The organism is Pseudomonadota bacterium (genome assembly GCA_038533575.1).
Taxonomy (GTDB): domain Bacteria; phylum Pseudomonadota; class Alphaproteobacteria; order Rhodobacterales; family Rhodobacteraceae; genus Shimia_B.
Map to the genome: position 1 here is coordinate 2,053,526 of JBCAYL010000001.1, position 23,761 is coordinate 2,077,286.

The following is a 23,761-nucleotide window of genomic DNA, read 5'->3' on the forward strand; positions in this document are numbered from 1 at the left end:
CGAGTTTTCTGATGTCTAACTGGGAAGCCCTTTCAAGGACGTCTACTTCGCCCCGCCTCCCGGATCAGCCAAGCGGCGCAAGACGTCTCCGCGGGTGATCTGGCCGATGATGCGCCCCTCGCGTTCCACGCCGATCGGCGCATCGCTCGCCCCCACCTGCTCCATGACCGCGCGGATGTCGGCATCGGCAGGGACAACCTGCTCCAAAGCCTCTCCTGCGCCCTCTACCATGACGTCCTGCGCGCGCAACACGCCGAGCGGGTTCATGTTGGCCACGAAATCGGCCACGTAGCCGTTGGCGGGCTCGCTGTAGATCTCCTGCGGCGTGCCGCATTGGACGATCCGCCCCCCCTCCATGATCGCGATGCGGTCCCCGATCTTGAAGGCCTCGTCGAGATCGTGACTGACGAAAATGATCGTGCGCTGCAGACGGTGCTGAAGCTCGAGCAGCTCGTCCTGGAGCCGGGTGCGGATCAGCGGATCGAGGGCCGAAAAAGGCTCGTCCATCAGAAGGATCGGCGCCTCGGTCGCGAAGGCACGCGCGAGGCCCACACGCTGTTGCATGCCGCCTGAAAGCTCGCCCACCTTTCGCTCGGACCAATCCGCGAGGCCCACCAGCTCGAGCTGCCGGTCCACCTGCGCGCGCCGCTGCGCCCGACCCTGTCCGGCGAGTTCGAGGCCCAGGCCCACATTCTCCCGCACGGTGCGCCACGGCAAAAGAGCGAACTGCTGAAAGACCATCGCCACGCATTCGCTGCGCAGCCGCCGCAGCGCCTCGCGCTTCGCGCTGCCCACCTCGCAGGACCAGTCCCCGCTGTGGACGCGCACGCGCCCGCGCGCGACCGGGTTGAGCCCGTTGACCGCGCGCAGCAATGTCGATTTCCCGGAGCCCGAGAGCCCCATCAGCACCACGATCTCGCCGCGCCGCACCTCGAGCCTGCAATCATGGACGCCGAGCACCTGCCCGGTCTTCTCCTGGATGGCGCTCCGCGAGAGGCCCTCGTCCATGAGCGGAAGCGCGAGCTCCGGCTTGCCGCCGAAAACGATGGAGACATCCTCGATCTCGACGGCGATCTCGCTCATGCCTTGCGCTCCACGCGCAGCATCCGATCGAGAATGATGGCCACCACGACAATGATGAACCCGCTTTCGAAGCCGAGCGATGTGTTGACCTGATTGAGCGCGCGGACCACCGGGACGCCGAGCCCGTCCGCGCCCACGAGCGCCGCGATCACCACCATGGAGAGCGAGAGCATGATCGTTTGGTTCAGTCCGGCCATGATCTGCGGCAGGGCGGAGGGCAGCTCGATTTTCCAGAGGATCTGCCGCGGCGTAGCGCCGAACGCGGTGGCCGCCTCGATGAGCGGCGCGGGCGTCGATGATATCCCCAGATGGGTGAGCCGGATCGGCGCGGGGACGACGAAGATCACCGTCGCGATCAGCCCCGGCACCATCCCGATCCCGAAGAAGACGATGGCCGGGATGAGGTAGACGAAGGGCGGCAGTGTCTGCATGAGGTCGAGCACTGGCCGCATCACCGTGTACACCCGCGGCCTGTGGGCGGCGAGAATACCAAGCGGCATCCCGATCCCCATGCAGACCACGCAGGCCGAGAGCACGAGCGTGAGGCTTTCGAGAGTTTCCTCCCAGTAGTCCTGGTTGAGGATGAAGAGGAGGCCGAAGAGCGTGATGGCGGCGGCCTTCCAGCTGCGCTGCAACGCATAGGTGAGCGCAGTGAGCAGGGCCACGATGATGAGGGGATGCGGGGTTTCGAGCGCCCAGAGGATCGCGTCGATCAGCACCTCCATCGCGTCGGCGAGCACGTTGAAGGCCCAGGCGAAATCATCCTGCAGCCAGTCGAAGAAATCGCCTGCCCAGCGCCCCACAGGGATCTTGTTCTCGGTCAGCCAGTCCATCCCGCCCCCTTCGTGTCAGCACTTCGGTGAGGAAGGCCGAAATGAAAGGGCGGCAGTGGCCGCCCCTTTCCGTATTCGCTCGAGGCGCGTGATCAGAGGCCGAGGGCCGCGCGCGCTGCCGGCAGCGCCTCGGCGCCATCGGCGGTCGTCACACCGGCGAGCCATGTATCGAGCACCACCGCATTGGCCGTGATCCACGCCTCTGCCGCGTCGCGCGGGTCAGCTCCATCATTGAGGATCGCGCCCATGATCTCGTTTTCCATGGCCAGCGTGAACTCCAGATTGCCGAAGAACGTGCCGAGGTTCGGGCAATCGGCGCCGAGACCCGCCCGCGTGTTGGTGAAGACCGTCGCACCGCCCAGATCCGGGCCGAAGTAGTCATCTCCGCCCGTGAGGTAGGTCATCTCGAAATTTGCGTTCATCGGATGCGGCTCCCAGCCGAGGAAGACGATCGGCTCGTCAGAGCGCGAAGCGCGAGCGACCTGCGCCAGCATCCCCTGCTCGGAGCTTTCCACGACCTCGAAGCCGTTGAGCCCGAAAGCGTCGCTGTCGATCATGTCCTGGATCAGGCGGTTGCCGTCATTGCCGGGCTCGATGCCGTAGATCTCGCCATCGAGCGCCTCGGCGTTCTCGGCGATGGCGGCAAAGCTCGTGATCCCGAGCGCGGCACCGGCGGCGTTGGTGGCGAGCGTGTACTTGGCCCCCTCGAGATTGGCGCGCACCGTCTCCACGGAGCCGTCCTCGCGGTAGGGGGCGATGTCGGCTTCCATCGTGGGCATCCAGTTGCCGAGGAAGACATCCACGTCGCCGGAGGACAGCGACACGTAGGTCACCGGGACCGAAAGGACCTTGGTATCGGTCTCGTAGTCTATGGCTTCGAGCACGGCCGTGGTGGCGGCGGTCGTCGCGGTGATGTCGGTCCAGCCCACGTCGGAGAAGACGACCTCCGAACAATTGGCATGGGCGGCGCCTGCCGCGGCGGCGGCCAGGGCGAGGGTCGAAAGTGTCGTCTTGATGGTCATTGCAGTCCTCCCAGATCAGTCGGTGCTGCAATGAACCGTCGCTCTGGCCCGCGGCGCAACCCCATCCGAGAGAAAAGATGCCCTGCGGCGATGCTCTCGGGCGCGATCGGCCTGCGCGACTGCCGCCCAAGTGCGGCCCCGGGCGCGCCTCGCCGACGCCGGGCCGACCGCCATATGCGCGTCCGGCCCGGCTTCTGCCTCAATTCGAGAGCGTCGCGGGCACGAAGAGCGCCACCTGGCGCGAGACGCACGCATTGGGGCCACCCGCCCCGTCGCGTCGGGCGCTGTCCGGATAGTGCGGCGGCACGCTTTCCAGAGTGCAGCCGCCGCGGAAGCTCGAAAGCATGTCAGCTGCGAGCTCCGGGATAAGCGGACCGTGGTCATGGATGACGAGGTGGTATTCCGCGCTTTCCGGCGCGACGAAGTCGGTCTCGAAGAGGTTCGTGGGCACCTCCCCTGCGGGAAGATGCGCGGAGACCTCCACGGTGCCATCGGCGGCCACCACCGTGCCGCCGCCATTCACGGCCACGGTTTCCATCTCCGCCATGCCCATGGCCTCGAACGGCGTGCAGGGATTCTTCTGACACAGATGGGGGTTCTGCAGGGCCACGAACCAGACGGTGACCGCGTTGCCCGGCGTAAGCCCGCGCGAGGTCAGGTGCATGGATGCCCCGCCCGGGCCCGTGACGAGCAGCGCCCGAGAGCCCGCCACGGGCCCCGGCGTCTCTCCGCTCGGCGGTGTCCAGGACAGGGGCAGGGACCGCGTCTCAGCCCCGGCGTTGGTCGCTGCCGCGAGCGCGGCGATGGCGGTCAGTCTTGCAAGTCTTTTCATTGCGTTCACTCTCCTTGGGGGCCGGTCCACAGCTGCGCAGCCGACCGTTGCGATGGAGAGGAGTGAAGCGCAGTCACCCTGATTTCGCGGAATGAAGAAAGGTGAAATCCCGTGAAAGCGGCCCCGTCCCTAGAGCGACCGCCGCGCGAAAGGCCGCGCTACTCGGGCACGCCGGCCCGGCGCAGGCCGTCTCTCAGACGCGCGAGATCCTCGGGATGGTGAAACTGCACGAGCGAAAGCATCGGCCCAATGCCGCTTTCGAGCCCGAGGGCCGCATAGGCGCGGCGCGCCTCCATCGCCTGCCCGGGACGGTCGAGCTGCCCATAGGTGGCGATCAGGTATCGCAAGCAGTAGGGAGAGGTCCCCGCCTCCTCGAGGCAGGCAAGGAGCGGCCCCTCGGCCTCCTCGTAGCGCCCTGCATTGTAGAGCGCGTGCCCGAGTGAAAAGTGATACCAGAATGGTGGGTCCGGATGGGCCGGGATGACCGCCTCAAGGATCTCGACAGCCGCCTCCGGCCGGCCCCGAAAGATCTGCACGACGGCGAGATAGGCCCGCGCATCCTCGTTTTCCGGCTGGAGCGACATGGCCGTGTTCAGATGCGCCTCGGCGGTCTCGAAATCCTCCAATAGGCTGTGGAGCCGCCCGAGCGCGTAATGCGCCAGCCAGAGATCGGGATCGAGTTCCAGCGCCCGCTCCGCGTAAAACAGGGCCTTGTCCCGGTCGGCATCATCGAGGATGTTCCAGTCGTTTTCGAAGCGCACCGCCAGCACCGTGCCGAGCTCGGCGTGCGCTCGCGCGTAGTTCGGATCAAGGGCGATGGCACGGCGGAAATGGCGCTCCGCAGCAAGGCTCTCGTCGCGCCCGTACCGGCTGGCGGAGACCCGGCCTTGCAGCACCTCGAGATAGGCCTCCGTGCTCTGCGTGCCCGGCGGGGCGCTTGAGATCACCGGCGACGACACAGCTTGGGACGCTCCATCAGACACCGCCACGGGACCGGGCTCGGTCGCGGGCGAGAAGAGGCCGAGGGCCACCGCGATCCCGAAAAGGCCAGCCGCTATGGTGGACACGGCCAAGAGGGTGGCCCCGCGCCAGGGCCGCGGCGCTGGCGTGGTGTGAACGGGCGCGAGATTGAGCCTGTAGCCCTCGCGCGGGATCGTCTCGAGGATTCTGCGTGCGTCGGGACCAAGGAGCCTGCGAATATCGGCGATGCACTGCACGAGGCTCTCGTCGGAGGCCAGCACATCGGTCCAGACATGGTCGAGGATCTCTGCCTTGGCCACGGTCCGGTTCGGGCGCTCGAGCAGGAAGGTCAAGACCGCCCTCGACTTGTTCCGGAGCCCGAGCGGCTGCCCGTCTTTGTCGCTCAAGGCCCCTGTGATAGGATTGATGCGGAGCGTCCCCAGCTGCAAATCTCGAGATTTCATAAGATTTCATCCGTTTTTCAGGACGCCCACGGCGGCAAGGCCCACTGTCAGACTAACCGGCTGGCAGATTTAGGGAAGATTGCCGAAGTCTGCGCCGTCCCGCGTCGAGGAGACATGCCCATGATCCTGTCCCTGCCCCGTTTCCTCCGTGCTAGCGCCCTTTGTGCCGCGGTCCTGAGCATCTGTGCCGTATCCGCCTCGGGCGAAGCCATCACCAAGCCGATGAACTGGACCCCGGGAAGCGGCCTCACACCCGGCCCCATCGAGGGGACCTCGGTCGTCCTCGAAAAGGGCGCGTTTGGCGCGGCCATGGCGCTCAAATCCTCCGGGCTCACGCCCGGGGAGGTCGTGACGGTGTGGTGGGTGGTGATCCAGAACCCGTCCGTCTGCGCCGAAAGCCCCTGCACGCCGGTGGAGACGATGTCCGACGGCGCGGCGAGCGACGCCGTGGTGACGCTGGCGGCGGGAGGTGTCGTGGCCGAGGACGGGACGATCTCGCTGGCCAGCTATCTGCCGAAAGGCGAGGTCGAGGGGAATTTCTTCGAGACGAGCTTTCACAGCCCCGAGATCGCGGAGTACCACCTGCCGGTGCACAATCACGGGCCGCTCGACCCCGCCATCGCCGACGAGATGCTCACGAGCTTCCGCGCGGGATGCTCCGATGACAGCCTGCCGGAATACTACCCGCAATCCGCGATCTCGGATGGCGTGGCCGGCAGCTTTGACTGCAAGACAGTGCAGGTCGTCTTCTTCCCCCCGGATGAGTGAAACTCCTACGGCCTTCTCTACCCTGCACCCGGGCGGAAAAGGGCGGCCCAAGGCAGCTCCAGCGAGACGTGTGGCGCAGATAATCCCCTTAAGGTATGCCTCGGCCTGAACGCCAACGCGCCGCGCCGGGCCGCCGCGCGTGTGGCCCCCGGCACCTGATCCTCGAGAGGCCAGCTTGATCACGTTCACAGGCGCGCATGTCTTCCTGCCGGACGGCATCACCGAGACCACCGTCACCGTCGAGGATGGCACCATCGCAGATATCGGTGGCCCCGTACGCGGAGTAGAGATCGCGGCTGCAGGCCGCATCCTCGCCCCTGCCCTCATCGACGTGCACGGCGATGCCTTCGAGCGCCAGCTCATGCCGCGGCCCGGCGTGTTCTTTCCCATGGAAACAGCCGTGCTCGAGACAGACCGCCAGCTCGCAGCCAATGGCATCGCCACGACGTATCATTCCATCACGCTCGGCTTCGAGCCCGGCCTGCGGAGTGTGCCGCGCGCGCGGGAGATGATGGAGGCCCTGCGCGCGCTGGCGCCGCGGCTTCTGGTGGAAAACCGCGTGCAGCTCAGGTGGGAGACCTTTGCCTTCGAGGCGCTCGAAACGCTTGACTGGGCCTTCGATGCGCCGCTCACGCCCGCGCTGGCCTTCAACGACCACCTCTCCATGGCGATGCGCAGCGCCGCCACCCCGATCCAGGAACGGCTCTTCGAACACGATCCCGCATTCGCCGTCATGGACCTGAACGATGGCGCACTCTTTGAGAAACGGCACCGGAGCCATGCCCAGCGCGCGGGGCTCGACCTCGACGCGTACAGGACGCTGGTCTTCGAGGTATGGGAGCGGCGACCGGACGTGGTGCCCATGCTCGAGCGGGTGGCCGCGAAAGCCCGCGCGAAGGGCATCCCCATGCTCAGCCACGACGACACGCAGTCCGAGACGCGCGCCTTCTATCGCGCCCTCGGGGCGACGACGTCCGAGTTCCCGATGGCCATGAGACCCACGGAGGACGCGCGCGCCCATGGCGATGCGATCATTTTCGGCGCCCCCAATGCCGTGCGCGGCGGCAGCCATATCGGCTCCCTCGGTGCCGCCGAGATGGTAGAGGCGGGGCTCTGCGACCTGCTCGCCTCCGACTATTACTACCCATCCATGCTGGCGGCCGCGGACCGGCTCGACCGGGAGAAACGCGCGGACAGGTCCTCGCTCTGGTCGCTTGTCTCCACTGGACCCGCGCGGGCAATGGGGCTCGACGACCGTGGCACGATCGAGGTGGGCAAGCGCGCCGACCTCGTGCTTGTCGACTGGCCCGAGGCCCACACCCCCGCGATTCTAGGCACCTGGGTGGCCGGTCGCGCCGCTTACCGCGCGCACCCGGCGGGCTGAGCGCCGGATCCCGCATTTCAGGCCCGCTCGGCGCCGATCAGCGCACTCATAGAGCCCACGACAGACAGCCACCCAGGCCTTTCGTTTGGCGACGGCGCGTGCAAGGAGACCCGGCCGACGCCGTCTTTTCCCTCAGACCGGCGCGTGGGGCAGCCCGACCGTCACCGTGAGAGGCATCGCCTGCACTGCATCAAGCAGGGCGACGAGCGCCTGCATCTCCTCGATGAAGTCTGTCGTATCGTTGCCCTCGCACAAGAGCATCGCATGGGTCCGAGCCGCCCCAACCCTGCCGGCGCGGACAGCCCGAAAGACGCTCATGAATTGTCGCTCATGCTCGGAGATGACATTGCGGCAGGCGCCGCAGCCGGGATTGTTGAAGTGAAACGTCGAGACGCGCGAACAGCGGTTGGCCTGCACCGCGGCGAGAATGGCGAAGGCGATGGTCGCGGCCTCGCGTCCTGGAAAGGCGGCTTCCGCTTCGCGCAGTGCATAGAGCCAAGACTGGCTCATGGGCATGGCGAATTGCTGCCAATAGAAGCGCGAGATGGTCAGGACGTCGAAGTCGAGCTCATCGAGGCCCGCCTCATGCCGGGTTGTTTCTTTGCGCGATAACGGCCTCCCGCAGCAGGGATCGTCGGGCATCTATGGGTTCCTTTCAGCAGCGTCCTGAGCTGTGGACCTGGCGGAACCTTGCCTTTGCCCGAAATCTTGACTTGTTTACTCGGCAATTGCCACCTCTTCCTATCATCATTCGTGAGCAGCCATGCCAGACGCCAAGGAACGCAAGATGCACCTTCTCCACGTGGTCTCCGCGCGGCACGTGACGCCCAACATGATCCGGGTGACGCTCTCCGGCCCCCGACTGAAGGAGATCCCGGCAGGGTGCGCAGGCGGGCACTTCAAGCTCTTCCTCCCCGCCGCGGGGCAGACGGCAGTAGACTTCGACACCCAGCTCATCGAAGGTCCCCGCCCCTCCGCGCGCACCTACACCATCCGCCATGCCCGGCCGGGGGCTGCGGAGATAGATGTCGATTTCGTTGACCACGGGGATGAGGGTCCCGCCCCGCGTGGGCCACGAAAGCGCGGCCCGGACAGTTCTGCGGCTTTGCCGGACCCGGCGCGCCGAAGATCGAGGCGGACGTGGATTGGTACGTCATTGCCGCCGATATGTCGGCCCTGCCCGTCGCCTCCGCCGCGCTCGAGCCCCTCTCCGACGGCACGCACCGGGACCTGCCCGTTGCCTGGGACAACCACCTGATCCGCGTCTGAAACACAGAGCCGGAACCGCGCCACCTCCGGTCACCCGCAAACGTACAATGCGCAACCAGTATACGTGTCAGGAGCCTGCGGTACTCGACAATGGCGCGGATGGCGCGCTAGCAGTGCCCAGCTTTTCAGCAATCCTGCGCTCGCTCAGCCCCTTGTCCGCGCGCTGCAGCGCCAGTTCCGCGTGCCGCACCCCGTCTTCCTCGTAGCCGTAAAGAACCGACTGCGCCCAGATGTCACTGGGCCCGGAGAACCATGAGTGACGGCTGATGGGATCGATGTAGAGCGTCGTCTTGGAGTAGTGCTCCTCGCCGCTGGCGATATCGGTCCGAGCAAACATGATCTCGTCCACCCCGCGGTTTTCAAAGGGCTGGCTGATGCTCCGGAAGTACGAGTCCATCTTGCCGTGTTCATCGAGGCCGTAGCCCGTGATGGTCAGCGCTGCGACGTCTTGGGAGATGCGCCAAATGCCAAAGTCACGTTTGCCGTGCGCCTCGTAGCTGTAGGTCCAAAGGCCCTTCACGAACCTGTTCCGGTGGTAGAGCGCCAGCAACGCATCCGAGCGATTGATCAGCCGGTAGGCGAGCAGCACAAGCAAGCGGAAGAGGCCGATGCTCGTGAGGAACGTGGTGAGCCAGGCGATGGGCGGCTGAATATCATCGATGCCGGAGAGCAGATTGCTCAGCGCCATGACGTAGGAAACGGTGAGCAGCAAGATGAGGATGTTGACCTTTTCGAGGATCGTCATGGCCGTGTTCCCTGATTGTGAATGCCGCGACGCGTCGCCCGAGACCGCGCGGCGGAGCGTAACGAGCACGCACCGCCGGGCCCCGGGCCAGCGTCACGTTGGCTGTGTCTGGCCCTGGATCAACCAGAGCAGCCCAAAGAGAAGCAGTGCCGCGGAGAGTGCACAGGCGAGGGTTCGGACCGAGTTCCAGAACGTCCAGCGCGGGACATAGGTCTGCAGCCAATAGGCGCGTGTGCTGTCCGACGACAGATCCATGCCCGCGAGCGCTTCGTTCATGGGGACATTGAAGGCCACAGTCACCCCGAAACACCCGACGAGATAGACGAGCCCGGCCATCATGATGACTGTGCCCGCCGCTCCCGAGAGGCTGACCGCGCCATAGGCGGCGATGGCGACCGAGGCCGCGGCCATCCCCAGAAACAGGGCCATGAAGACCCAGCGGAAGACCTCGCGGTTGATGATCTGCATGGCTTCCACACCGCCGTAGCCACCGGTCAACGCGAGAGACCGCATGATGAAATCAGAAAAGGCGAGGAAAACACCGCCCACGAGCGCGTAGGCCAGAATTGTGAACTGGATGAGAAAAAAGAAAGCAGTCGACATTGTCAGGACCTCTTGGATGACGTGCGGCGGGACAGCTTTGCGTCCCGCCGCGGGTTGTGAGGATCAGGCGGCCGCCGTCCATGCGCCGGAGCCCATGGCCGTCTGTGCGAACTGTGCGAAGTCGCGCGGTTTGCGTCCGAGCGCGCGCTCCACCCCGTCGGAGGTATGGGCATTGCGGCCATCGAGCGTCTCGCGTGCGATCTGCGTGAAGACGTCGGCCACGAAATGGCCGCCGGAGGCCGCCACGTTGGCGTGAAAATCCTCGAACGTGATCGGGATATGCTGGATGCGGCGCTGCAACGTCGCGGAGAGGACCTCGGCCATCTCGGCGAATGTCAGCAGCTGCGGGCCGGTGACCTCGTAGCGCTCCCCGATATGGCCATCTTCTGTCAGCGCTGCGACCACCACGTCAGGGATATCGTCGATATCGATGATCGGCTCCCTGATGTCGCCCCCCGGCATCGGCAGCACGCCACCGAGGATCGGATCCCGCAGGTAGCCCTCGCTAAAGTTCTGCGCGAGCCATGCCGCGCGCACGATGGTGAAGGGCAGTCCGGAGGCGCGCACGATGTCTTCGCCCTGGCTCGCGAAGTGCTCACCGCGGCCTGACAGCAGCACGATGTGACGGAGCCCGGTGTCCTTGGCGACCTTGGTGAAGGCCTCCAGCTTTTCGACCGCGCCCGGGAAGGCCAAGTCCGGGAAATAGGTGACATAGGCCTTCGAGACGCCGCTCAGAACGGGGGCCCAGATGCCCGGGTCGTCCCAATCGAAAGGCGTCTCGGAGCGCCGCGCGCCGCGCCGGACGATGAGACCCTTGGCTTCGAGTTTGCTCGCGACGCGAGAGCCGGTCTTCCCGGTTGCGCCGACGACGAGGATCGGTTGGTCAGTCATTTTCCACTCCTTGGATCAAGTTGATGACCAAGGTTAGGAAGTCGGGCCGGTGCCGGTATTGACCGCGCATGCCAGGGTTTTGACATCCGCTGCCAACGCGCCTTCCCCGTACGCCGCAAAAAAAGCGGCGCTGGATTGCCCAGCGCCGCCCCTTTCAGTCTCGATTTGCCCGTCGACTATGCCGTCTCGTAGAGCGTGAATTGCATCTCTGCCGCGACCTCGCGCAGGGGCTTGCAGGCCGTATATTCCGGCGAGGCAAACCAGGCCTCGGCCGCTTCGACATCCGGGAAGCGGACCATGGCGACAGAGCTCTTTTCATCCGTCCCCACAAGCGCGCTGACTTTCTCGCCCATGGCGACGAACTCGCCCCCATGCGCCAGAACCGTGGGCCCAGCCGCGGAGGCGTAGGCGTCCATTTTCTCGGCATTCTTGACGTCGAAGCGTGCAACGATAAGCGCGGTCATTTTCTTTCTCCTTTAACCGATGTGTCACTTGCATCGGCAGCCTAGGATGTCGCTGGCGGTGCGGATTGACACGCGAGGCCAAGTTTTTGACAGCCCCCGCCAGTCGGGCGTCAGTCCAGCGCCTTGCGATAGGCCGCGGGTGTCATGCCCGTCCATCTCTTGAAAGCGCGGTTGAAGGCGCTCTGCTCCGAGTAGCCGGTGAGAAACGCGATCTCCGCCAAGGCGAAGCGATCCTGCCGGAGCATGCTCAAGGCGATCTCGGCGCGCGTCTGTTCCGTGAGCGTCTGGAAGCTCAGCCCCTGTTCGGCAAGGCGCCGATGAAAGGATCGGGCGCTCAGTCCCATTCTCCGTGCGATGTCCGCCATCTTGGGCAGCCCTTCGCTGAGTGCGCGGGCGATCTCGCTTTTGGTCTGCGCCGCCAAGGCTGGCTTGTCGTCGATCTGCGCGAGTTCCCGGTCAAGATGCGAGACGAGGAACTGCGTGATGCCCTCGTCACCAAGCAGGTTCGGCTCGGCCAACGCGTTATGGGAGAGAAGCATGGCGTCCATGTCCGCGCCGAAATGGACGGGACAGTCAAAATACGCCTCGTGGTGCGCAATGGTTTTGGGTGCTGCATGCCGGAAATACACCTCGACCGGCGCAAACGGTCGTCGTGAGACCTGGCGGCTGAGCGCCACGCCGCTCGCAAGATCCGCCTCGATGGAAATGCGCATGCCAAGGCGACGCGGCCCCTCCCGGTGTTCGATGAAAAGCATGCCTTGGGGCGTGTCTCTTAGTTCGTAGAGCGAAAAACTGGTCCAAAGGCGCCAGTACCGCGCCACGCGCGAGAACGAGCCGAGGAGATCGGGGGCCGATTTCCAGGCGAGGCCGAGAGCACCGTACTCGTCCGGCCGCATGGCCTCGCCGACGATGAGCGGCAGGGGCGTGATGTCCATCTGCCCGGCCATCATCTCGATCATGCCGTAATAGGCATCCTCGTCGAGCATATGCTTTGGGTCCCAGGCGCCGTCCACATCGAGGCCAACGGACGCGAGAACGGCGCGGGCTTCGATGGCGGTGCCTGCAACGCCCACAACCTTGCGGGCAAAAAGAGACGTAACCTGACCCATGATTTCAGGCTAAGCGCGTCGGGGACGCGATCCAAGCCCGACAGGAATGCCGCAAGGCTGCCCGAGAAGATTCAGAATTTTTTTCTCCGCGGTGTCGATTGGCGCAGGTCCCGTCCGTCGTGGGGGTGAAGAGGCAAAAAGCCCTTCTCACGCTCAACAGAGAGGAGACATTCATGACCTTCAAGACATTCGCGACCTACACGGCCTGCGGTATCGCGGCACTCGCTGTCAGCACCTTCGCGCTTCCGCGCCATGTGAGCATCGAACGCACCGCGACCATCGAGGCCAACCCTGAGGCCGTGCTGGCGCTCGCTGCGTCCAATACCGGCTACCAATCCTTCAATCCCTACAAGGACCTCGACCCCGACCTGCGGGTGGAGATGTTTGGCCCGGCAGCGGGCGTGGGCTCGGGCTTTTCCTTCGAAAGCAAGGACGGCGCGGGCCGGCAAACGGTGGCCTCTGTCACGGCAGATCAGGTTGTCTTCGACCTCGATCTCGGCCCTCTGGGGCAGCCGACACAGGCGATCTCCGCGGTGGCCATCGACGGCGTGACCGAGGTCCGCTGGTCCATGGACATGGATCTCGGCATGAACCCCCTCTTCCGCGTCATGGGCCTCTTCATGGATGGAATGATCGGCCCGAACTTCGAGCTTGGTCTTGCCAACATCGCCGACGCCGCGGCTTAATCTGACGTCCAGCAAGGAACCCAAAACAATGCGTTATACTTTTCTTCTTTATTCCGATCCCGCCATGGCCGCCGGCATGACCGAAGAGGATTGGGCCAAGTCCAAGGAAATCTACGGCCAATATATCGGCGCCCTCCAGGAAGCCGGTGTCTTCATCGAGACCGACTGGCTTCACCCCGCCGACACCGCCACCACAGTCACCTTGGCCGGTGGCGAGAAGCGCGTGCAGGACGGCCCCTTCGCAGAAACGAAAGAGACGCTCGGCGGCTATTTCGCCATCGATGTGCCCAATCTCGATGAAGCGATGAAATGGGCGGAGAAATGCCCCCATGTTCATTATGGAAAGCTCGAAATCCGCGCCTCGGCGATGGGCAGCGTGTGACCAGAACGGACGCACAGGCGCGGGCGGAAGACGTCGCCCGCGCCGCTTACGGCAAACTGATCGCGATGCTGGCCAGCCGAACGGGCGACATCATCGCCGCCGAGGATGCCCTCGCCGATGCCTTCGTCGCGGCCCTCAAGACTTGGCCGGACCGCGGCATTCCCGACAGGCCCGAGGCCTGGCTTTTGACAGTGGCCAAGAACAGACGCATCGATCAGGCGCGCCGTGACGCCCGTCTGGTCATCACAGACGAGGCGAATGACATGGCCGACGCATACGCGACCGAACCCGAGGGCACCGAGCTCGATGAGCGGCTCAAGCTCATGTTCGTCTGCGCCCATCCCGCGATCGACGCGGCGGTTCGCACGCCCCTCATGCTCCAGACCGTGCTGGGGCTCGAAGCCGAACAGATCGCGCAGGCCTATCTGCTCAACCCCGCCACCATGGCGCAGCGCCTCGTGCGGGCGAAAAAGAAGATCAAGTCCGCCGGGATCCCCTTCGTCGTGCCCGACCCGGACGCGTACCCCGAGCGCATGGTCGCCGTGCTCGAAGCCGTCTACGGCGCCTACGCCGTCGATTGGCTGGACGGAGAAGGCGATCTCAGTCACGAAGCCTTCTTTCTGTCGAGCATCCTGGCCGAACTAGCCCCTGAGAACCCCGAGGCGCTTGGCCTCGCGGCGCTGATCGGCTTCATCGAAGCCCGCCGCGATGCGCGCCTCGCGGATGGCGTGCTGGTGCCCGTCCCGGAACAGGATGTCGAACTCTGGGACCAGCCCCTCATCGAGCGTTCGGTGAGCATGTTGACGGCGGCCTCGCACAAGCGCACGCACGGGAGTCTCCCGGGCAGGTTCGAGCTGGAGGCGGCCATTCAATCGGTGCATGCCGCGCGAACCGTCACCGGGCGCACCGATTGGCGCGCCCTTTCACAGCTGTATGCCGGATTGATGCGCGCCTATCCCTCCATCGGCGGAGCCGTGAGCCGCGCCGCCGTCGTGGCCGAGGATGCCGGCCCCGCCGAAGGCCTGAGGATGCTGGATGTCATCGAGTTCGACCGATTGGACGCCTACCAGCCCTTCCATGCCGTGCGCGCGCGGTGTCTCGCCGAACTGGGCCAGACCGCTGACGCGGCCGAGGCCTATGCGAAGGCGATTTCCATGTGCAGCGACCGCCCGTCCAGGCTCTGGCTCGAGAAAAAATTCGACGCTCTGCGAAAAAAGATGTCGTGAGGTGTCGATTGGAGGGCGCCGGCTTCGTCGTGGGGACACAAGGGGAGAAATTCTCTCCCGTCCCAACAGAGAAAAGGACCGGACCCATGACTATCGTTTACGCAATCGCAGCCATCCTCGCCGCCATCGCCCTGATCGCCCTCCTCCTGCCCCGCAGGGTCGTCGTCTCCCGTCAAGCAGATGTCGCCATGCGCCCCGAAGATGTCATCGCGCGGGCCTCGAGCACGGAAGGCTTCCAAACCTTCAACCCCTACCGCACCAGCGATCCCGACCTGAAGATCACGCCGTTCGGCCCGGCAAAGGGCGTCGGCTCCGGCTTCAGCTTCGCCGGCAAGGAGGGCAAGGGCACGCAGACCGTGACCGATGTGACCGCCACCCGCGTCACCCACCTCATCGACCTCGGCGCTATGGGCAAGCCCGTTCAGACGATCGAAGCCGAAGAGACGGAGACCGGCGCCCTCGTGACCTGGACCGTGACCTCCGACATGGGCTTCAATCCGATCTTCCGCGTCTTCGGGCTTTTCATGGACCGGATGCTCGGCCGGACCTACGAGCTCGGCCTCAAGAACATCGCATCGACCGCATGAGACCACGCGCTGCTGATCGGGAAGGCGGGCCTTGCGCCCGCCTTTCGCATGTCCGGATGGCCGCTCGCCGCCCAATGGCATACGTCTAGAGAGAGGTTAGTCTCGGGCGAGGCTGTCAGGCAGGCAGGCCCCCAAGGCCCGTCAATCGCCTCCACCGCCGCAATCGCCGACAGCGCCACTGCCGTCACCATCCGCGCGGCGCAGGTAGTCACCATGGACCAAGAAGACAGCGGCCAGCACGCACCCGACCAGCATGTAGAAGATCCTCGTAAGAAAGGCGCCATGCTTCGCGGCCAAGAACGAGGTGATCACCGCCACGCCCTGCAGGGCCTCGAGCTCAGAGCCCGCGCCCGGAATACCACCCAACATAACGAACGCCCCAAGCGGCAAGAAGATCACGAGGGTGCCGATGGCCCATATTCTGCTGTGAGCTGTCATCCTGATCGGGTCGCTCAAAATACCGGCCAGAATGAGCCGGGCGCCTCGCCCTTTCGGGCGGAACTTGGCCATATGCCCTCCCCGAAAGGCATCTCGCCAAATCAGAAGACCTGCCTCAGCCCATGGGACCCAAGGCGAACTACCGCCTTTGATGCGCCCTTCGGTATTTTGCCGGCGTCAGCCCAAACGCCTCCGAGAAGCGTGTCGTGAGATGTGCCTGGGAGGAGAACCCGCACTCATAAGAAATCCGGGCAATGGAAAGATCGGTGTCCACGAGCAGTGCTTTGACCCTCTCGAGGCGAAGCTCCAACAGGTGCTTGGATGGCGTGACCCCGAAGGTCGCTTTGACGCGGCGGGTGAACGTGAAGGGGGGAGAGAGAGCTGCGCGGCGATGTCGCCCAGTCTGATCGACCCGTCCACGCTGGATTGGACGGGTTTGAGCGCTTTCGAGATCTGCTCATCGGTGAGCGACGCAAAGTGGAGACTGCTCAGTCGCGAGCTGTGCGGGAGGCGCAAAAGCTCCACCAAGAGCGCATCCGTGAGCGCATCGAGCATCTGCCTGCCGCCGCTGGCGTCTTGATCGAACTCGAGCCGCAGCATGCGTGCCAGAAGGCGGAAATTCTTGGTGGGGCGCCCCACGAAAGCTCTCATCAGGCTTTCGCGTTCGTCTTCCGGGTAGTCCATGGACACCGTTTCGGGGTGCTTGGTGGGAAGAAGAAGCCGGAAGCAGGATCCACCCGCGCCGCTGGTCCGCCCCTTGGTGGGTATATCCGCGAGCGTGCTTGGATCCGGCAGAACGGCGCGCAACCTGTGGTGCGCGGGGAAAAACAGGAGGTCTTCCGGCGCGCATTTCTCGGGGACCCGGATCTCCTCGCCGCCTCGCAGCTCGAACTTGAAATCCCCACCAGGAAGGATCGCGAGACAATGAAACGCGAAACGCGGGAGCTCACACGTCCCCGCCTTCAAGCTCATGTGGCCGCTCCAGACTCCGTATTCTTCGGATCCGACCGGGCGGGCATTCGTCAATCGCCACTGCCCCTCAGAAGTCAGGCAGTCTTCGAAAGAAAGGGACCGTCCTTCCGGGGAAGTCTCGAGCAAATCCGCATGATGCTGCGCGGTGATCGAGGGCTGCAATGTGTCCTGCGATGCAACGTCGGCAGGGTTCGACTGCAGATGAAAAACTTGGCAAGCTCACGGCATGGACACGGACTATGATGAATTCTTGCAAACGCGCGTACAGCCTCAGCACAGGGCAATCGTGGAGCGGTTTTGTGAGCAGATGTCCGAAGTCGGGCCCCAAGCGCCGCGCCGGATGCGTGGTGGCTCTGAGAAATACTACTCGGTGCCTGTCTACACCGTGAAGCGAGACATCGTCGCGATCAGCCCTACCAAAACAGGTATCACCTTTTCGTTCACCTATGGTGCGAGCTTTGAAGACCGGCACGGAACGCTCACCGGGTCGGGAAAACGGTCGAGGACTGTCAGAGTGTCGAAACTCGAGACCTACCCTGAAGAGGCGATCGCCGATTTCATACGGCAAGCCGTCGCGCTCGATCTCTGCAAGGCCGGCTAGGCCTCAAGCAGTTTGTTCGCTCTTCGGGGCCTGAGGCGTCCCCTGATTGAGCTCACGAAGCGCATGGCGGATCTGGAAATGCGACTCTTCCCTTCGCAGGCGCGATCCGCCGCCCCGGACGTCGCGAGTAAAGCGCTGAAATCGCGTCAGGAAACTGCTGCGCTGGCCCCCCTTTGATGCACGGATTGATGGGCTTTCTGCGTGTGGCGGCTGCGCCGCCTCGCGCCCATCACTGAAAATCAACGAGCCATAAATCCTCTTCGCGCTATCTCCCGCTTGTGGCAGGCACAAAGGAGACAAGGCTATGGATTTCCTCATCACGGTTTTGTCCATCGTCAACTTCATGCTCTTCATCGCCTGGATCGTCGTGGGCCAGGCCCAGCGGGACCGGCGCTATGCGGCGCGGGTCCGGGCGGAGCATGACCGAAAATCCATCATTCGCCGGCGCGACTGAGGGCGTGCGACGTTACCCGGTCGCCGCCTCGGCACGGCTGTAGAAGCGCCGGGCCTGCCTGTCGATCTCGGGCTGGAGGCGGGCGAAGTCTTCGAGCCCCCGTGCCTCGAGCATCTTGAGCAGCTTAACGAGCGCGTGCGCGGTGGCTTTTGCATCCCCGAGCGCGCTGTGCCGGTCTTCAGGCGGAATGGTGATGGCGAGCCGCTCGCACAGTCCGTCGAGGGAATGTTCCTCCGTCGTGCCGAAGGCCACAGCCGACAGGAGCACGGTATCGAGCACCGGGTGATCCCAGCGCGCGCCGATCTCCGCTTCGTGCCGCTTCAGCAGTCCGAGATCGAACGGCGCATTGTGGGCCACTAATACGGCATCCCGCGCGAAATGATGTAGCCTGCGCCCGGCGTCGCAGATCAGCGGCGCGCCGGCCACGTCCTTGTCCGAGATCTTGTGAATGCGCGTGGAGGCGGGTGGGATTGTGCGCCCCGGATCGACATAGGTGGCGAATTCCTCGCCCGGTACGATTTCTCCCCCCACGATACGCACCGCGGCCATCTGGATGATGGCATCGTCCTTTACGGAAAGCCCCGTCGTCTCGAGATCGACGACGACGAAGCAGAGATCGCGCAGGGGGCGGTTCTGCATGTCGAGGGGCGCGGACGCCGTCTTCATGAGATCGAAGTCAAAGACGAGGGGCCGGGCTGCGATGGCGGCCACGGGTTCCGGCGGGGCATCGATGAAGATCAGGTGCCCGTCGGTGCCGAGCGCCTTGAGCCGCGCCTTAAGGGTCGTGGTCTCGGCTTTGAGCTCGAAAGGGACTTCCGAGAGCTCGTCGGACAATGCGGCGATCGCCTCATCGAGGCTCTCCGGTTCGAAGTAATCGTGGATCGGAGCCTTGAGCCGGGGTGTGCCGATGCCGGACAAGACCTCCGCTGCCTGCCCGTCGTAGAGCACGATCTCCCGCGCGGGATTGAGGAGGATCGTCGCGATGGGGATTTCGGTGAGAAGCGCCGTGAGCCGTTCGCTCTCGGAGGTGAGTTTCTCCGTCTCGCGGGCCACGCGCCGCGCGGTGTCTTCGAGAGAGCTTTGGGCATTCTCGGAAAGCGCCCCGGCCGCCGGAGCGAGATCGCCCAGATAGGGCGCGTCACCGGCGCCGATTTCCGCGCTTTCGCCCGATAGCGCGCGGAGGCGAAGCTTGGCGGAGAGCTTGTCGATGGGCTTGGCCACGTTCTCGTCGAAGAGGAGCCAGATACCGACGATGAGCCCGGTATTCAGGAATGCGAAGAGCAGAAAGGCGGTGACGAAAGGGGCGGAGGCAGCCTCCGGCCCCGCGCGCGACCAGCCGAAGGCGAGCGCACCCGCCGCAAGGGCGGCCCCGCCCCCGGCGAGGAGGCCGAAGAAGAGGAAGACCCTTATGCGGAGGCCGAGACGCTCGGCCATGTCATGCCTCGCAAGCCAAAGTCAGGATCGGATCGCCTGCGGGCAGGTCCTGCCAGGTGGCATCGGTGATCTCGCCTGTATCCGAGAATGTCGCCCCATCGATGAGAAGGGCCGAGCGCCCTGCTGCGCAATCAAAGAGCATGGGCGCCTGGTTTACCGGAGACCATCGCCCGAAGAAGTAGAGATCCGCAAGCGCCTGATCGGGCAGGTTCTCGTTGGTGCGCCGCGTGCCCACGTCGACGGCCACGAAGCGCTTCGTGTAGGGCCAGATCTGTGTCCACGGGCGGACCCAGCTCTGCTCTTCCACGGTCTGCGCGACGCTCACACCCTCGGGGAGCTGGGCCGCCGTCCGCTCGTACCACGTGTATTCGTTCGAGATCGTCATCCCGAGCATCCCTGCCCCGGCGGCCACGGGCATGATCCAGCGCGGCAGGCGTTTGCCCGTCAGGATGTTGAGGACCATGGCGATCCCGGCACAGGCGATGCCTGCAAAGATCGTGGCGATGAGTTCGATGAACATGGCTTATCCTAGCGTCCCTTTGCCCGAGCCTGCCGCGGACTGCATGGTTTTGACAACGACGAAGGCGTCGCGCAGGTGGCTCCTTTCGAAATCCGACAGCGCGGATGGATCGAGGTAGTTCGTGGGTTTCCCGCCCGCCTTTACCTGCGCGGCCTGGTGTTCGAGGCGTGTGGTGGCGATGTGGTCATAGGCGTCGAGGAGGTCCGCCCCGCCGGATTTCGAAACCGTCCCCGCCGCGATGGCCGCGTCGAGCCGCGCGCGTGTATTCGCCGCCGTCAGTTGCCCCTGAAGCGCATAGATGCGGCCGAGATCCACGACGGGGACAACCCCGCTGTGCTTGAGATCGAGCGCATTGCGGTGCTCGCCCGAACGGATGGTGGCCAGCCCGCGCAGGAGCCCCAGCGGCGGTTGGTGCTTGAGCGAATTGGCGACCATGTGCGCGGTGAAGATCGAGTTCTTCGAGGCGGCTTCCAGCGTCGCCTTGCGCAGCCCGTCGAAAAGGCTCTCCTCCCCGCCGATGGGCCGCAGATCGAACATGACGGAGGCGAGCATCTGCGCCTCCGGGTTGGGCTTGGCGATCCAGCCCATGAAATACTCCCGCCACACGCGCAAAGGCTGGCACCAGCGCGGGTTCGTGGCCATCATGTCGCCCGGGCAGAAGAAATATCCGCAGCGGTCGAGCCCTTGGGAGACGAATTCGGCGAGGCGCTTGAAATAGTCCATGTTCTCGGGCTGCACGTCGTCGCTCAGGATCAGGCAATTGTCCTGGTCCGAGATGCCCGTCTGCTCCTGTCGGCCTTGGGAGCCGCAGGCGAGCCAGAGATAGGCGCAGGGCGGTGGGCCGAGCGTCTCTTCCGCCAGCGCCAGAAGGCGCCGCGTGGCGGTATCGGCGATGTCGGTGATGAGGCGGGTGACGACCTCGTGTCGGTTGCCCGCTTCCACGAGTTGCACGAGAAGCTGCGGAATCTCGGCGGTGGCAAGCGCCATTTCGCCCGCATCCGCGGCCTTTGCAATGCGTCCCACGAGATCGGCGGAGGAAAGCGCCTGCGCCCGCGTCAGATCCGTCTGCGTGACGATGCCGAGGAGCTTCCCGCCGTCCACGATCGGGATATGCCCGATGCGCTTTTCGACCATGAGATGCAGGACGTCTGTTACGAGGGCATTGGGCCCGAGCGCGAGGGGGTTTTCCGTCATGATCGAGGACACCGGCGCCTCCGGGCTCTCCCCGGCCACGACGACGCGGCTGTTGAGATCACGTAGCGTCATGATCCCCGAAAAGCCCGCCGCATCCTGCACGCAGATCGCGGAGATCCGGCGCTCGTCCATGAGCCGCGCGGCCTCCCGGATGGGCGTCTCGGGCGTGCAGGCGATGACCTCCCGCGTCATGAGCCGCTCCACGGGCATCGTGCCCAGATCAGTGGCCTCTGCGCGCTTTGGCCGACGGCGGTTGAAGAACTTGCGGACCTGCCCGTGGTCCTCGATGAGCGCGAAGAAGGCCGCGGAGGGGACCATGATCGTCCGCGCGGGCCGCGTGGCCGTCGCGGTGCGGGTGGCGGCATCGCCGCGCAGAAGCGCGCGCTCGCCAAAGGAATTCCGGGGGCCGAGGAGCGACAGCTGGACATCCGTCTCGTCGGTGACCTCGACTTCGCCCTCGGCGATGACAAAGAGCCCGGGCACATCGTCTCCCAGGGAGAAGACCGCCTCCCCCGCCGCGAAATCGCGCGCCTCGCACATCTCGGAGAGCGATTTCAGCGCCGCCTCGGGCAAGCTGTCATAGGGATGCACGGAGGCGAGGAAATGGGTGAGGTCGGCGGATAGCGCCATGGCGCGGGCCCCTTGAATTGAAACGTCCTGCCCGAGGGAAACCCGGGCAGGACAGTGTCGATATGCAGCCTCAGGGCCGCATCGGCCGATTAGTGGCCGTCCACGGCCGCGCCGGCGCCGCGCGGGATACGCACGCTCTCGACGAGATCCTTGATCTCCTGCGGGGTCTCCTTGGTCATGCCGGCAACGATGTAGGCCACCGAGAAGTTGACCAGCGCGCCGATGGCACCGAAGGAGGTGGACTTGACCGGCCCGAGAAGCGGATCAGCGTCGGTGAAGGTGTTGGTGTCCGGGATGAAGAACCAGCCCTTGTGCAGGAAGATGTAGACGAGCGTCACCACGAGGCCCGCGAGCATGCCCGCAACCGCACCGGTATTGTTGATGCGGGTCGAGAAGATCCCCATCATCAGTGCCGGGAAGATGGACGCCGCGGCGAGGCCGAAGGCAAGTGCCACGGTCTGCGCAGCAAAGCCCGGCGGGTTGAGGCCCAGAAGCACCGCCACCACGATGGCTGCCGCCATCGAGATGCGCGCCGCCAGAAGCTCGTTCTTCTCGGACATGTTCGGCGTCAGCTGACCCTTGAGAAGGTCATGGGACACCGCCGAGGAGATGGCGAGCAGGAGGCCAGCCGCGGTGGAGAGTGCCGCCGCAAGGCCGCCCGCTGCCACGAGGCCGATCACCCAACCAGGCAGGTTGGCGATCTCCGGGTTGGCCAGCACGAGGATGTCACGGTTGAAGTTGGTGAGCTCGTTGCCCGCCCAACCGTTCGCCTCGGCCCGCGCCTGAAGATCGGCATTGCCGTCGTTGTAGTACTGGATGAGGCCGTCGCCGTTCTTGTCTTCCCAGTCGAGAAGCCCGGTCTTCTGCCACGTGGCCATCCACGCATATTCCGGATCTGTCTCGATCTGCTCGACGCTCACCGCCGCGGCATCCGTGCCATTGGGCCACATCAGTTCGGAGATGTTGAGGCGCGCCATGGCTCCCACGGCCGGGGCCGTCAGGTAGAGAAGCGCGATGAAGACAAGCGTCCAGCCAGCAGACCAGCGCGCGTCAGACACCTTGGGCACCGTGAAGAAGCGCATGATCACGTGGGGCAGACCCGCCGTGCCGATCATGAGCGACAGCGTGAAGAGCACCATGTTGATCGTGGAGCCATGGGCCGCCGTGTATTCGCGGAAGCCCAGATCGGTGACGATCTGGTCGAGCGTGGCGAGAAGCGGCTCGCCGCCTTCCGTCGTGCCGAAGAGACCGAGCGCCGGGATCGGGTTGCCCGTGAGCTGGAGCGAGATGAAGACGGCCGGGATCGTGTAGGCCGTGATGAGCACGCAATACTGTGCGACCTGCGTGTAGGTCACGCCCTTCATGCCGCCGAACACCGCGTAGGCGAACACCACCACGGCGCCGATCATCAGACCCCAGAAGGCATCGATCTCGAGGAAGCGGCCAAAGGCGATGCCCACGCCCTGCATCTGGCCGATCACGTAGGTGATGGAGGCCACGAGCAGACAGATCACCGCCACCATGCGCGCGGTCTTCGAATAGAACCGGTCGCCGATGAACTCGGACACCGTGAACTTGCCGAACTTGCGCAGGTAGGGCGCCAGCAGGAGTGCGAGAAGCACGTAACCGCCCGTCCAGCCCATGAGGAAGGACGAGTTGTCATAGCCCGTGAAGGCGATGAGGCCGGCCATGGAGATGAAGGACGCCGCGGACATCCAGTCCGCCGCGGTGGCCATGCCGTTGGTGACGGGGTGAACGCCCCGGCCCGCAGCATAGAATTCAGACGTCGAGCCCGCGCGGGCCCAGACGGCGATCCCGATGTAGAGCGCAAACGACGCGCCCACAAAGAGAAGGTTGAGTGTAAACTGATCCATGGCGATTACTCCTCGTCCACGCCGTGTTCACGGTCGAGCCGGTTCATCCGCCAGGCGTAGAAGAAGATCAGCGCCAGAAAGACGAGGATGGAGCCTTGCTGGGCGAACCAAAAGCCGAGATCCGTGCCCCCCACGGGGATGCCCGCCAGAAGCGGGCGCAGCACGATGCCGAACCCGAACGAAACAAGCGCCCAGATCACCAGGCACACTGTGATGATGCGCAGGTTCGTGGCCCAGTATCCTCTGGCCTCCTGTCCCACATCGGTTGTTGATGTTGATTGTTCCGCCATGGGGCGATCCTCCTAGGTTGTCTTGTTGGGCGCACGCGTGCGCCAT

General features: G+C 64.8%; 28 protein-coding genes. 10 read left to right on the top strand and 18 right to left on the bottom strand.

The window, feature by feature from the left end:
- Nucleotides 1-42: 42 nt before the first annotated feature.
- The 5 genes from choV to AAFM92_10355 all read right to left on the bottom strand — a co-directional run bounded on the left by choV (nucleotide 43) and on the right by AAFM92_10355 (nucleotide 5,137).
- On the bottom strand, nucleotides 43-1,083 hold the full coding sequence (gene choV, locus AAFM92_10335; protein MEL7300770.1) for a choline ABC transporter ATP-binding protein: 1,041 nt from the start codon (nucleotides 1,081-1,083) through the stop codon (nucleotides 43-45).
- Nucleotides 1,080-1,916 (bottom strand): choline ABC transporter permease subunit, encoded by an 837-nt coding sequence (gene choW / locus AAFM92_10340; protein MEL7300771.1) that lies wholly within the window; start codon nucleotides 1,914-1,916, stop codon nucleotides 1,080-1,082. Before choW ends, choV begins: the two co-directional genes overlap by 4 nt.
- 92 nt (nucleotides 1,917-2,008) lie before the next feature.
- Complete coding sequence (gene choX, locus AAFM92_10345; GenBank protein ID MEL7300772.1) at nucleotides 2,009-2,938, bottom strand: choline ABC transporter substrate-binding protein; 930 nt, start codon at nucleotides 2,936-2,938, stop codon at nucleotides 2,009-2,011.
- Nucleotides 2,939-3,137: 199 nt separating this feature from the next.
- Nucleotides 3,138-3,770: a hypothetical protein gene (locus AAFM92_10350; protein MEL7300773.1), complete on the bottom strand. Its 633-nt coding sequence runs from the start codon at nucleotides 3,768-3,770 to the stop codon at nucleotides 3,138-3,140.
- Between the two features lie 158 nt (nucleotides 3,771-3,928).
- Entirely contained in the window at nucleotides 3,929-5,137 is a 1,209-nt protein-coding gene (locus AAFM92_10355) for a tetratricopeptide repeat protein (GenBank protein MEL7300774.1), read from the bottom strand.
- Between the two features lie 177 nt (nucleotides 5,138-5,314).
- Here AAFM92_10355 and AAFM92_10360 point away from each other — a divergent pair, with 177 nt between their 5' ends.
- Nucleotides 5,315-5,962 carry a hypothetical protein gene (locus tag AAFM92_10360; protein ID MEL7300775.1) on the top strand — a complete coding sequence of 216 codons (648 nt, stop codon included), beginning with the start codon at nucleotides 5,315-5,317 and terminating at the stop codon, nucleotides 5,960-5,962.
- 175 nt (nucleotides 5,963-6,137) lie between these two features.
- Entirely contained in the window at nucleotides 6,138-7,346 is a 1,209-nt protein-coding gene (locus AAFM92_10365) for an alpha-D-ribose 1-methylphosphonate 5-triphosphate diphosphatase (protein ID MEL7300776.1), read from the top strand.
- Nucleotides 7,347-7,478: 132 nt separating this feature from the next.
- Here the strand turns inward: AAFM92_10365 and AAFM92_10370 are convergent, their stop codons facing one another.
- Nucleotides 7,479-7,988, bottom strand: coding sequence for a hypothetical protein (locus AAFM92_10370; protein ID MEL7300777.1), 510 nt, complete (start codon nucleotides 7,986-7,988; stop codon nucleotides 7,479-7,481).
- Between the two features lie 498 nt (nucleotides 7,989-8,486).
- Here AAFM92_10370 and AAFM92_10375 point away from each other — a divergent pair, with 498 nt between their 5' ends.
- Nucleotides 8,487-8,615 (top strand): hypothetical protein, encoded by a 129-nt coding sequence (locus tag AAFM92_10375; protein ID MEL7300778.1) that lies wholly within the window; start codon nucleotides 8,487-8,489, stop codon nucleotides 8,613-8,615.
- A gap of 67 nt (nucleotides 8,616-8,682) precedes the next feature.
- Here AAFM92_10375 and AAFM92_10380 read toward each other — a convergent pair whose 3' ends face one another.
- The 5 genes from AAFM92_10380 to AAFM92_10400 form a co-directional block, all read right to left on the bottom strand.
- A complete protein-coding gene (locus AAFM92_10380) occupies nucleotides 8,683-9,360 on the bottom strand; it encodes a hypothetical protein (GenBank protein MEL7300779.1) in 678 nt (225 codons plus the stop codon).
- 93 nt (nucleotides 9,361-9,453) lie between these two features.
- Complete coding sequence (locus tag AAFM92_10385) at nucleotides 9,454-9,963, bottom strand: anthrone oxygenase family protein (GenBank protein ID MEL7300780.1); 510 nt, start codon at nucleotides 9,961-9,963, stop codon at nucleotides 9,454-9,456.
- A gap of 63 nt (nucleotides 9,964-10,026) precedes the next feature.
- Nucleotides 10,027-10,854, bottom strand: coding sequence for an NmrA family transcriptional regulator (locus AAFM92_10390; GenBank protein ID MEL7300781.1), 828 nt, complete (start codon nucleotides 10,852-10,854; stop codon nucleotides 10,027-10,029).
- A gap of 176 nt (nucleotides 10,855-11,030) precedes the next feature.
- Nucleotides 11,031-11,318 (bottom strand): DUF1330 domain-containing protein, encoded by a 288-nt coding sequence (locus tag AAFM92_10395; GenBank protein ID MEL7300782.1) that lies wholly within the window; start codon nucleotides 11,316-11,318, stop codon nucleotides 11,031-11,033.
- Between the two features lie 110 nt (nucleotides 11,319-11,428).
- On the bottom strand, nucleotides 11,429-12,427 hold the full coding sequence (locus tag AAFM92_10400; protein MEL7300783.1) for an AraC family transcriptional regulator: 999 nt from the start codon (nucleotides 12,425-12,427) through the stop codon (nucleotides 11,429-11,431).
- 173 nt (nucleotides 12,428-12,600) lie between these two features.
- On the opposite strand from AAFM92_10400, the gene AAFM92_10405 reads away from it, so the two are divergent.
- The 4 genes from AAFM92_10405 to AAFM92_10420 all read left to right on the top strand — a co-directional run bounded on the left by AAFM92_10405 (nucleotide 12,601) and on the right by AAFM92_10420 (nucleotide 15,308).
- Nucleotides 12,601-13,113, top strand: a complete 513-nt coding sequence (locus AAFM92_10405) for an SRPBCC family protein (GenBank protein MEL7300784.1) — start codon at nucleotides 12,601-12,603, stop codon at nucleotides 13,111-13,113.
- A 28-nt stretch (nucleotides 13,114-13,141) separates the two neighbouring features.
- Nucleotides 13,142-13,495 (top strand): YciI family protein, encoded by a 354-nt coding sequence (locus AAFM92_10410; protein ID MEL7300785.1) that lies wholly within the window; start codon nucleotides 13,142-13,144, stop codon nucleotides 13,493-13,495.
- On the top strand, nucleotides 13,492-14,721 hold the full coding sequence (locus tag AAFM92_10415) for a DUF6596 domain-containing protein (GenBank protein MEL7300786.1): 1,230 nt from the start codon (nucleotides 13,492-13,494) through the stop codon (nucleotides 14,719-14,721). The genes AAFM92_10410 and AAFM92_10415 overlap by 4 nt, the downstream gene beginning before the upstream one ends.
- A gap of 86 nt (nucleotides 14,722-14,807) precedes the next feature.
- Complete coding sequence (locus AAFM92_10420; protein ID MEL7300787.1) at nucleotides 14,808-15,308, top strand: SRPBCC family protein; 501 nt, start codon at nucleotides 14,808-14,810, stop codon at nucleotides 15,306-15,308.
- A gap of 141 nt (nucleotides 15,309-15,449) precedes the next feature.
- On the opposite strand, the gene AAFM92_10425 is transcribed toward AAFM92_10420, so the two are convergent.
- Nucleotides 15,450-15,818 carry a hypothetical protein gene (locus AAFM92_10425; GenBank protein ID MEL7300788.1) on the bottom strand — a complete coding sequence of 123 codons (369 nt, stop codon included), beginning with the start codon at nucleotides 15,816-15,818 and terminating at the stop codon, nucleotides 15,450-15,452.
- A 67-nt stretch (nucleotides 15,819-15,885) separates the two neighbouring features.
- Complete coding sequence (locus AAFM92_10430; GenBank protein ID MEL7300789.1) at nucleotides 15,886-16,173, bottom strand: helix-turn-helix domain-containing protein; 288 nt, start codon at nucleotides 16,171-16,173, stop codon at nucleotides 15,886-15,888.
- On the opposite strand from AAFM92_10430, the gene AAFM92_10435 reads away from it, so the two are divergent.
- From AAFM92_10435 to AAFM92_10445, 3 genes are all read left to right on the top strand, one after another.
- Nucleotides 16,173-16,961, top strand: a complete 789-nt coding sequence (locus AAFM92_10435; protein MEL7300790.1) for a hypothetical protein — start codon at nucleotides 16,173-16,175, stop codon at nucleotides 16,959-16,961. The two genes, AAFM92_10430 and AAFM92_10435, sit on opposite strands and share 1 nt — an antisense overlap.
- Nucleotides 16,962-17,004: 43 nt before the next feature.
- Nucleotides 17,005-17,319, top strand: a complete 315-nt coding sequence (locus AAFM92_10440; protein MEL7300791.1) for a DUF1801 domain-containing protein — start codon at nucleotides 17,005-17,007, stop codon at nucleotides 17,317-17,319.
- A gap of 304 nt (nucleotides 17,320-17,623) precedes the next feature.
- Nucleotides 17,624-17,773 (top strand): hypothetical protein, encoded by a 150-nt coding sequence (locus tag AAFM92_10445; protein ID MEL7300792.1) that lies wholly within the window; start codon nucleotides 17,624-17,626, stop codon nucleotides 17,771-17,773.
- Nucleotides 17,774-17,785: 12 nt separating this feature from the next.
- Here AAFM92_10445 and AAFM92_10450 read toward each other — a convergent pair whose 3' ends face one another.
- The 5 genes from AAFM92_10450 to AAFM92_10470 all read right to left on the bottom strand — a co-directional run bounded on the left by AAFM92_10450 (nucleotide 17,786) and on the right by AAFM92_10470 (nucleotide 23,715).
- Entirely contained in the window at nucleotides 17,786-19,207 is a 1,422-nt protein-coding gene (locus AAFM92_10450) for a 3'-5' exonuclease (protein ID MEL7300793.1), read from the bottom strand.
- 1 nt (nucleotide 19,208) lies between these two features.
- Nucleotides 19,209-19,727 carry a hypothetical protein gene (locus tag AAFM92_10455; protein MEL7300794.1) on the bottom strand — a complete coding sequence of 173 codons (519 nt, stop codon included), beginning with the start codon at nucleotides 19,725-19,727 and terminating at the stop codon, nucleotides 19,209-19,211.
- A gap of 3 nt (nucleotides 19,728-19,730) precedes the next feature.
- Nucleotides 19,731-21,551, bottom strand: a complete 1,821-nt coding sequence (locus AAFM92_10460) for a DUF294 nucleotidyltransferase-like domain-containing protein (GenBank protein MEL7300795.1) — start codon at nucleotides 21,549-21,551, stop codon at nucleotides 19,731-19,733.
- An 89-nt stretch (nucleotides 21,552-21,640) separates the two neighbouring features.
- Complete coding sequence (locus tag AAFM92_10465) at nucleotides 21,641-23,425, bottom strand: sodium:solute symporter family protein (GenBank protein MEL7300796.1); 1,785 nt, start codon at nucleotides 23,423-23,425, stop codon at nucleotides 21,641-21,643.
- Nucleotides 23,426-23,430: 5 nt separating this feature from the next.
- Nucleotides 23,431-23,715 carry a DUF4212 domain-containing protein gene (locus tag AAFM92_10470; protein ID MEL7300797.1) on the bottom strand — a complete coding sequence of 95 codons (285 nt, stop codon included), beginning with the start codon at nucleotides 23,713-23,715 and terminating at the stop codon, nucleotides 23,431-23,433.
- Nucleotides 23,716-23,761: the final 46 nt, after the last annotated feature.

Bases quoted from the DNA above. Each gene is read 5' to 3' on its own strand.
- choV (MEL7300770.1), bottom strand. From the start codon at position 1,083: ATGAGCGAGATCGCCGTCGAGATCGAGGATGTCTCCATCGTTTTCGGC.
- choW (MEL7300771.1), bottom strand. From the start codon at position 1,916: ATGGACTGGCTGACCGAGAACAAGATCCCTGTGGGGCGCTGGGCAGGC.
- choX (MEL7300772.1), bottom strand. From the start codon at position 2,938: ATGACCATCAAGACGACACTTTCGACCCTCGCCCTGGCCGCCGCCGCG.
- AAFM92_10350 (MEL7300773.1), bottom strand. From the start codon at position 3,770: ATGAAAAGACTTGCAAGACTGACCGCCATCGCCGCGCTCGCGGCAGCG.
- AAFM92_10360 (MEL7300775.1), top strand. From the start codon at position 5,315: ATGATCCTGTCCCTGCCCCGTTTCCTCCGTGCTAGCGCCCTTTGTGCC.
- AAFM92_10370 (MEL7300777.1), bottom strand. From the start codon at position 7,988: ATGCCCGACGATCCCTGCTGCGGGAGGCCGTTATCGCGCAAAGAAACA.
- AAFM92_10380 (MEL7300779.1), bottom strand. From the start codon at position 9,360: ATGACGATCCTCGAAAAGGTCAACATCCTCATCTTGCTGCTCACCGTT.
- AAFM92_10385 (MEL7300780.1), bottom strand. From the start codon at position 9,963: ATGTCGACTGCTTTCTTTTTTCTCATCCAGTTCACAATTCTGGCCTAC.
- AAFM92_10390 (MEL7300781.1), bottom strand. From the start codon at position 10,854: ATGACTGACCAACCGATCCTCGTCGTCGGCGCAACCGGGAAGACCGGC.
- AAFM92_10395 (MEL7300782.1), bottom strand. From the start codon at position 11,318: ATGACCGCGCTTATCGTTGCACGCTTCGACGTCAAGAATGCCGAGAAA.
- AAFM92_10400 (MEL7300783.1), bottom strand. From the start codon at position 12,427: ATGGGTCAGGTTACGTCTCTTTTTGCCCGCAAGGTTGTGGGCGTTGCA.
- AAFM92_10405 (MEL7300784.1), top strand. From the start codon at position 12,601: ATGACCTTCAAGACATTCGCGACCTACACGGCCTGCGGTATCGCGGCA.
- AAFM92_10410 (MEL7300785.1), top strand. From the start codon at position 13,142: ATGCGTTATACTTTTCTTCTTTATTCCGATCCCGCCATGGCCGCCGGC.
- AAFM92_10420 (MEL7300787.1), top strand. From the start codon at position 14,808: ATGACTATCGTTTACGCAATCGCAGCCATCCTCGCCGCCATCGCCCTG.
- AAFM92_10425 (MEL7300788.1), bottom strand. From the start codon at position 15,818: ATGGCCAAGTTCCGCCCGAAAGGGCGAGGCGCCCGGCTCATTCTGGCC.
- AAFM92_10445 (MEL7300792.1), top strand. From the start codon at position 17,624: ATGGATTTCCTCATCACGGTTTTGTCCATCGTCAACTTCATGCTCTTC.
- AAFM92_10450 (MEL7300793.1), bottom strand. From the start codon at position 19,207: ATGGCCGAGCGTCTCGGCCTCCGCATAAGGGTCTTCCTCTTCTTCGGC.
- AAFM92_10455 (MEL7300794.1), bottom strand. From the start codon at position 19,727: ATGTTCATCGAACTCATCGCCACGATCTTTGCAGGCATCGCCTGTGCC.
- AAFM92_10460 (MEL7300795.1), bottom strand. From the start codon at position 21,551: ATGGCGCTATCCGCCGACCTCACCCATTTCCTCGCCTCCGTGCATCCC.
- AAFM92_10465 (MEL7300796.1), bottom strand. From the start codon at position 23,425: ATGGATCAGTTTACACTCAACCTTCTCTTTGTGGGCGCGTCGTTTGCG.
- AAFM92_10470 (MEL7300797.1), bottom strand. From the start codon at position 23,715: ATGGCGGAACAATCAACATCAACAACCGATGTGGGACAGGAGGCCAGA.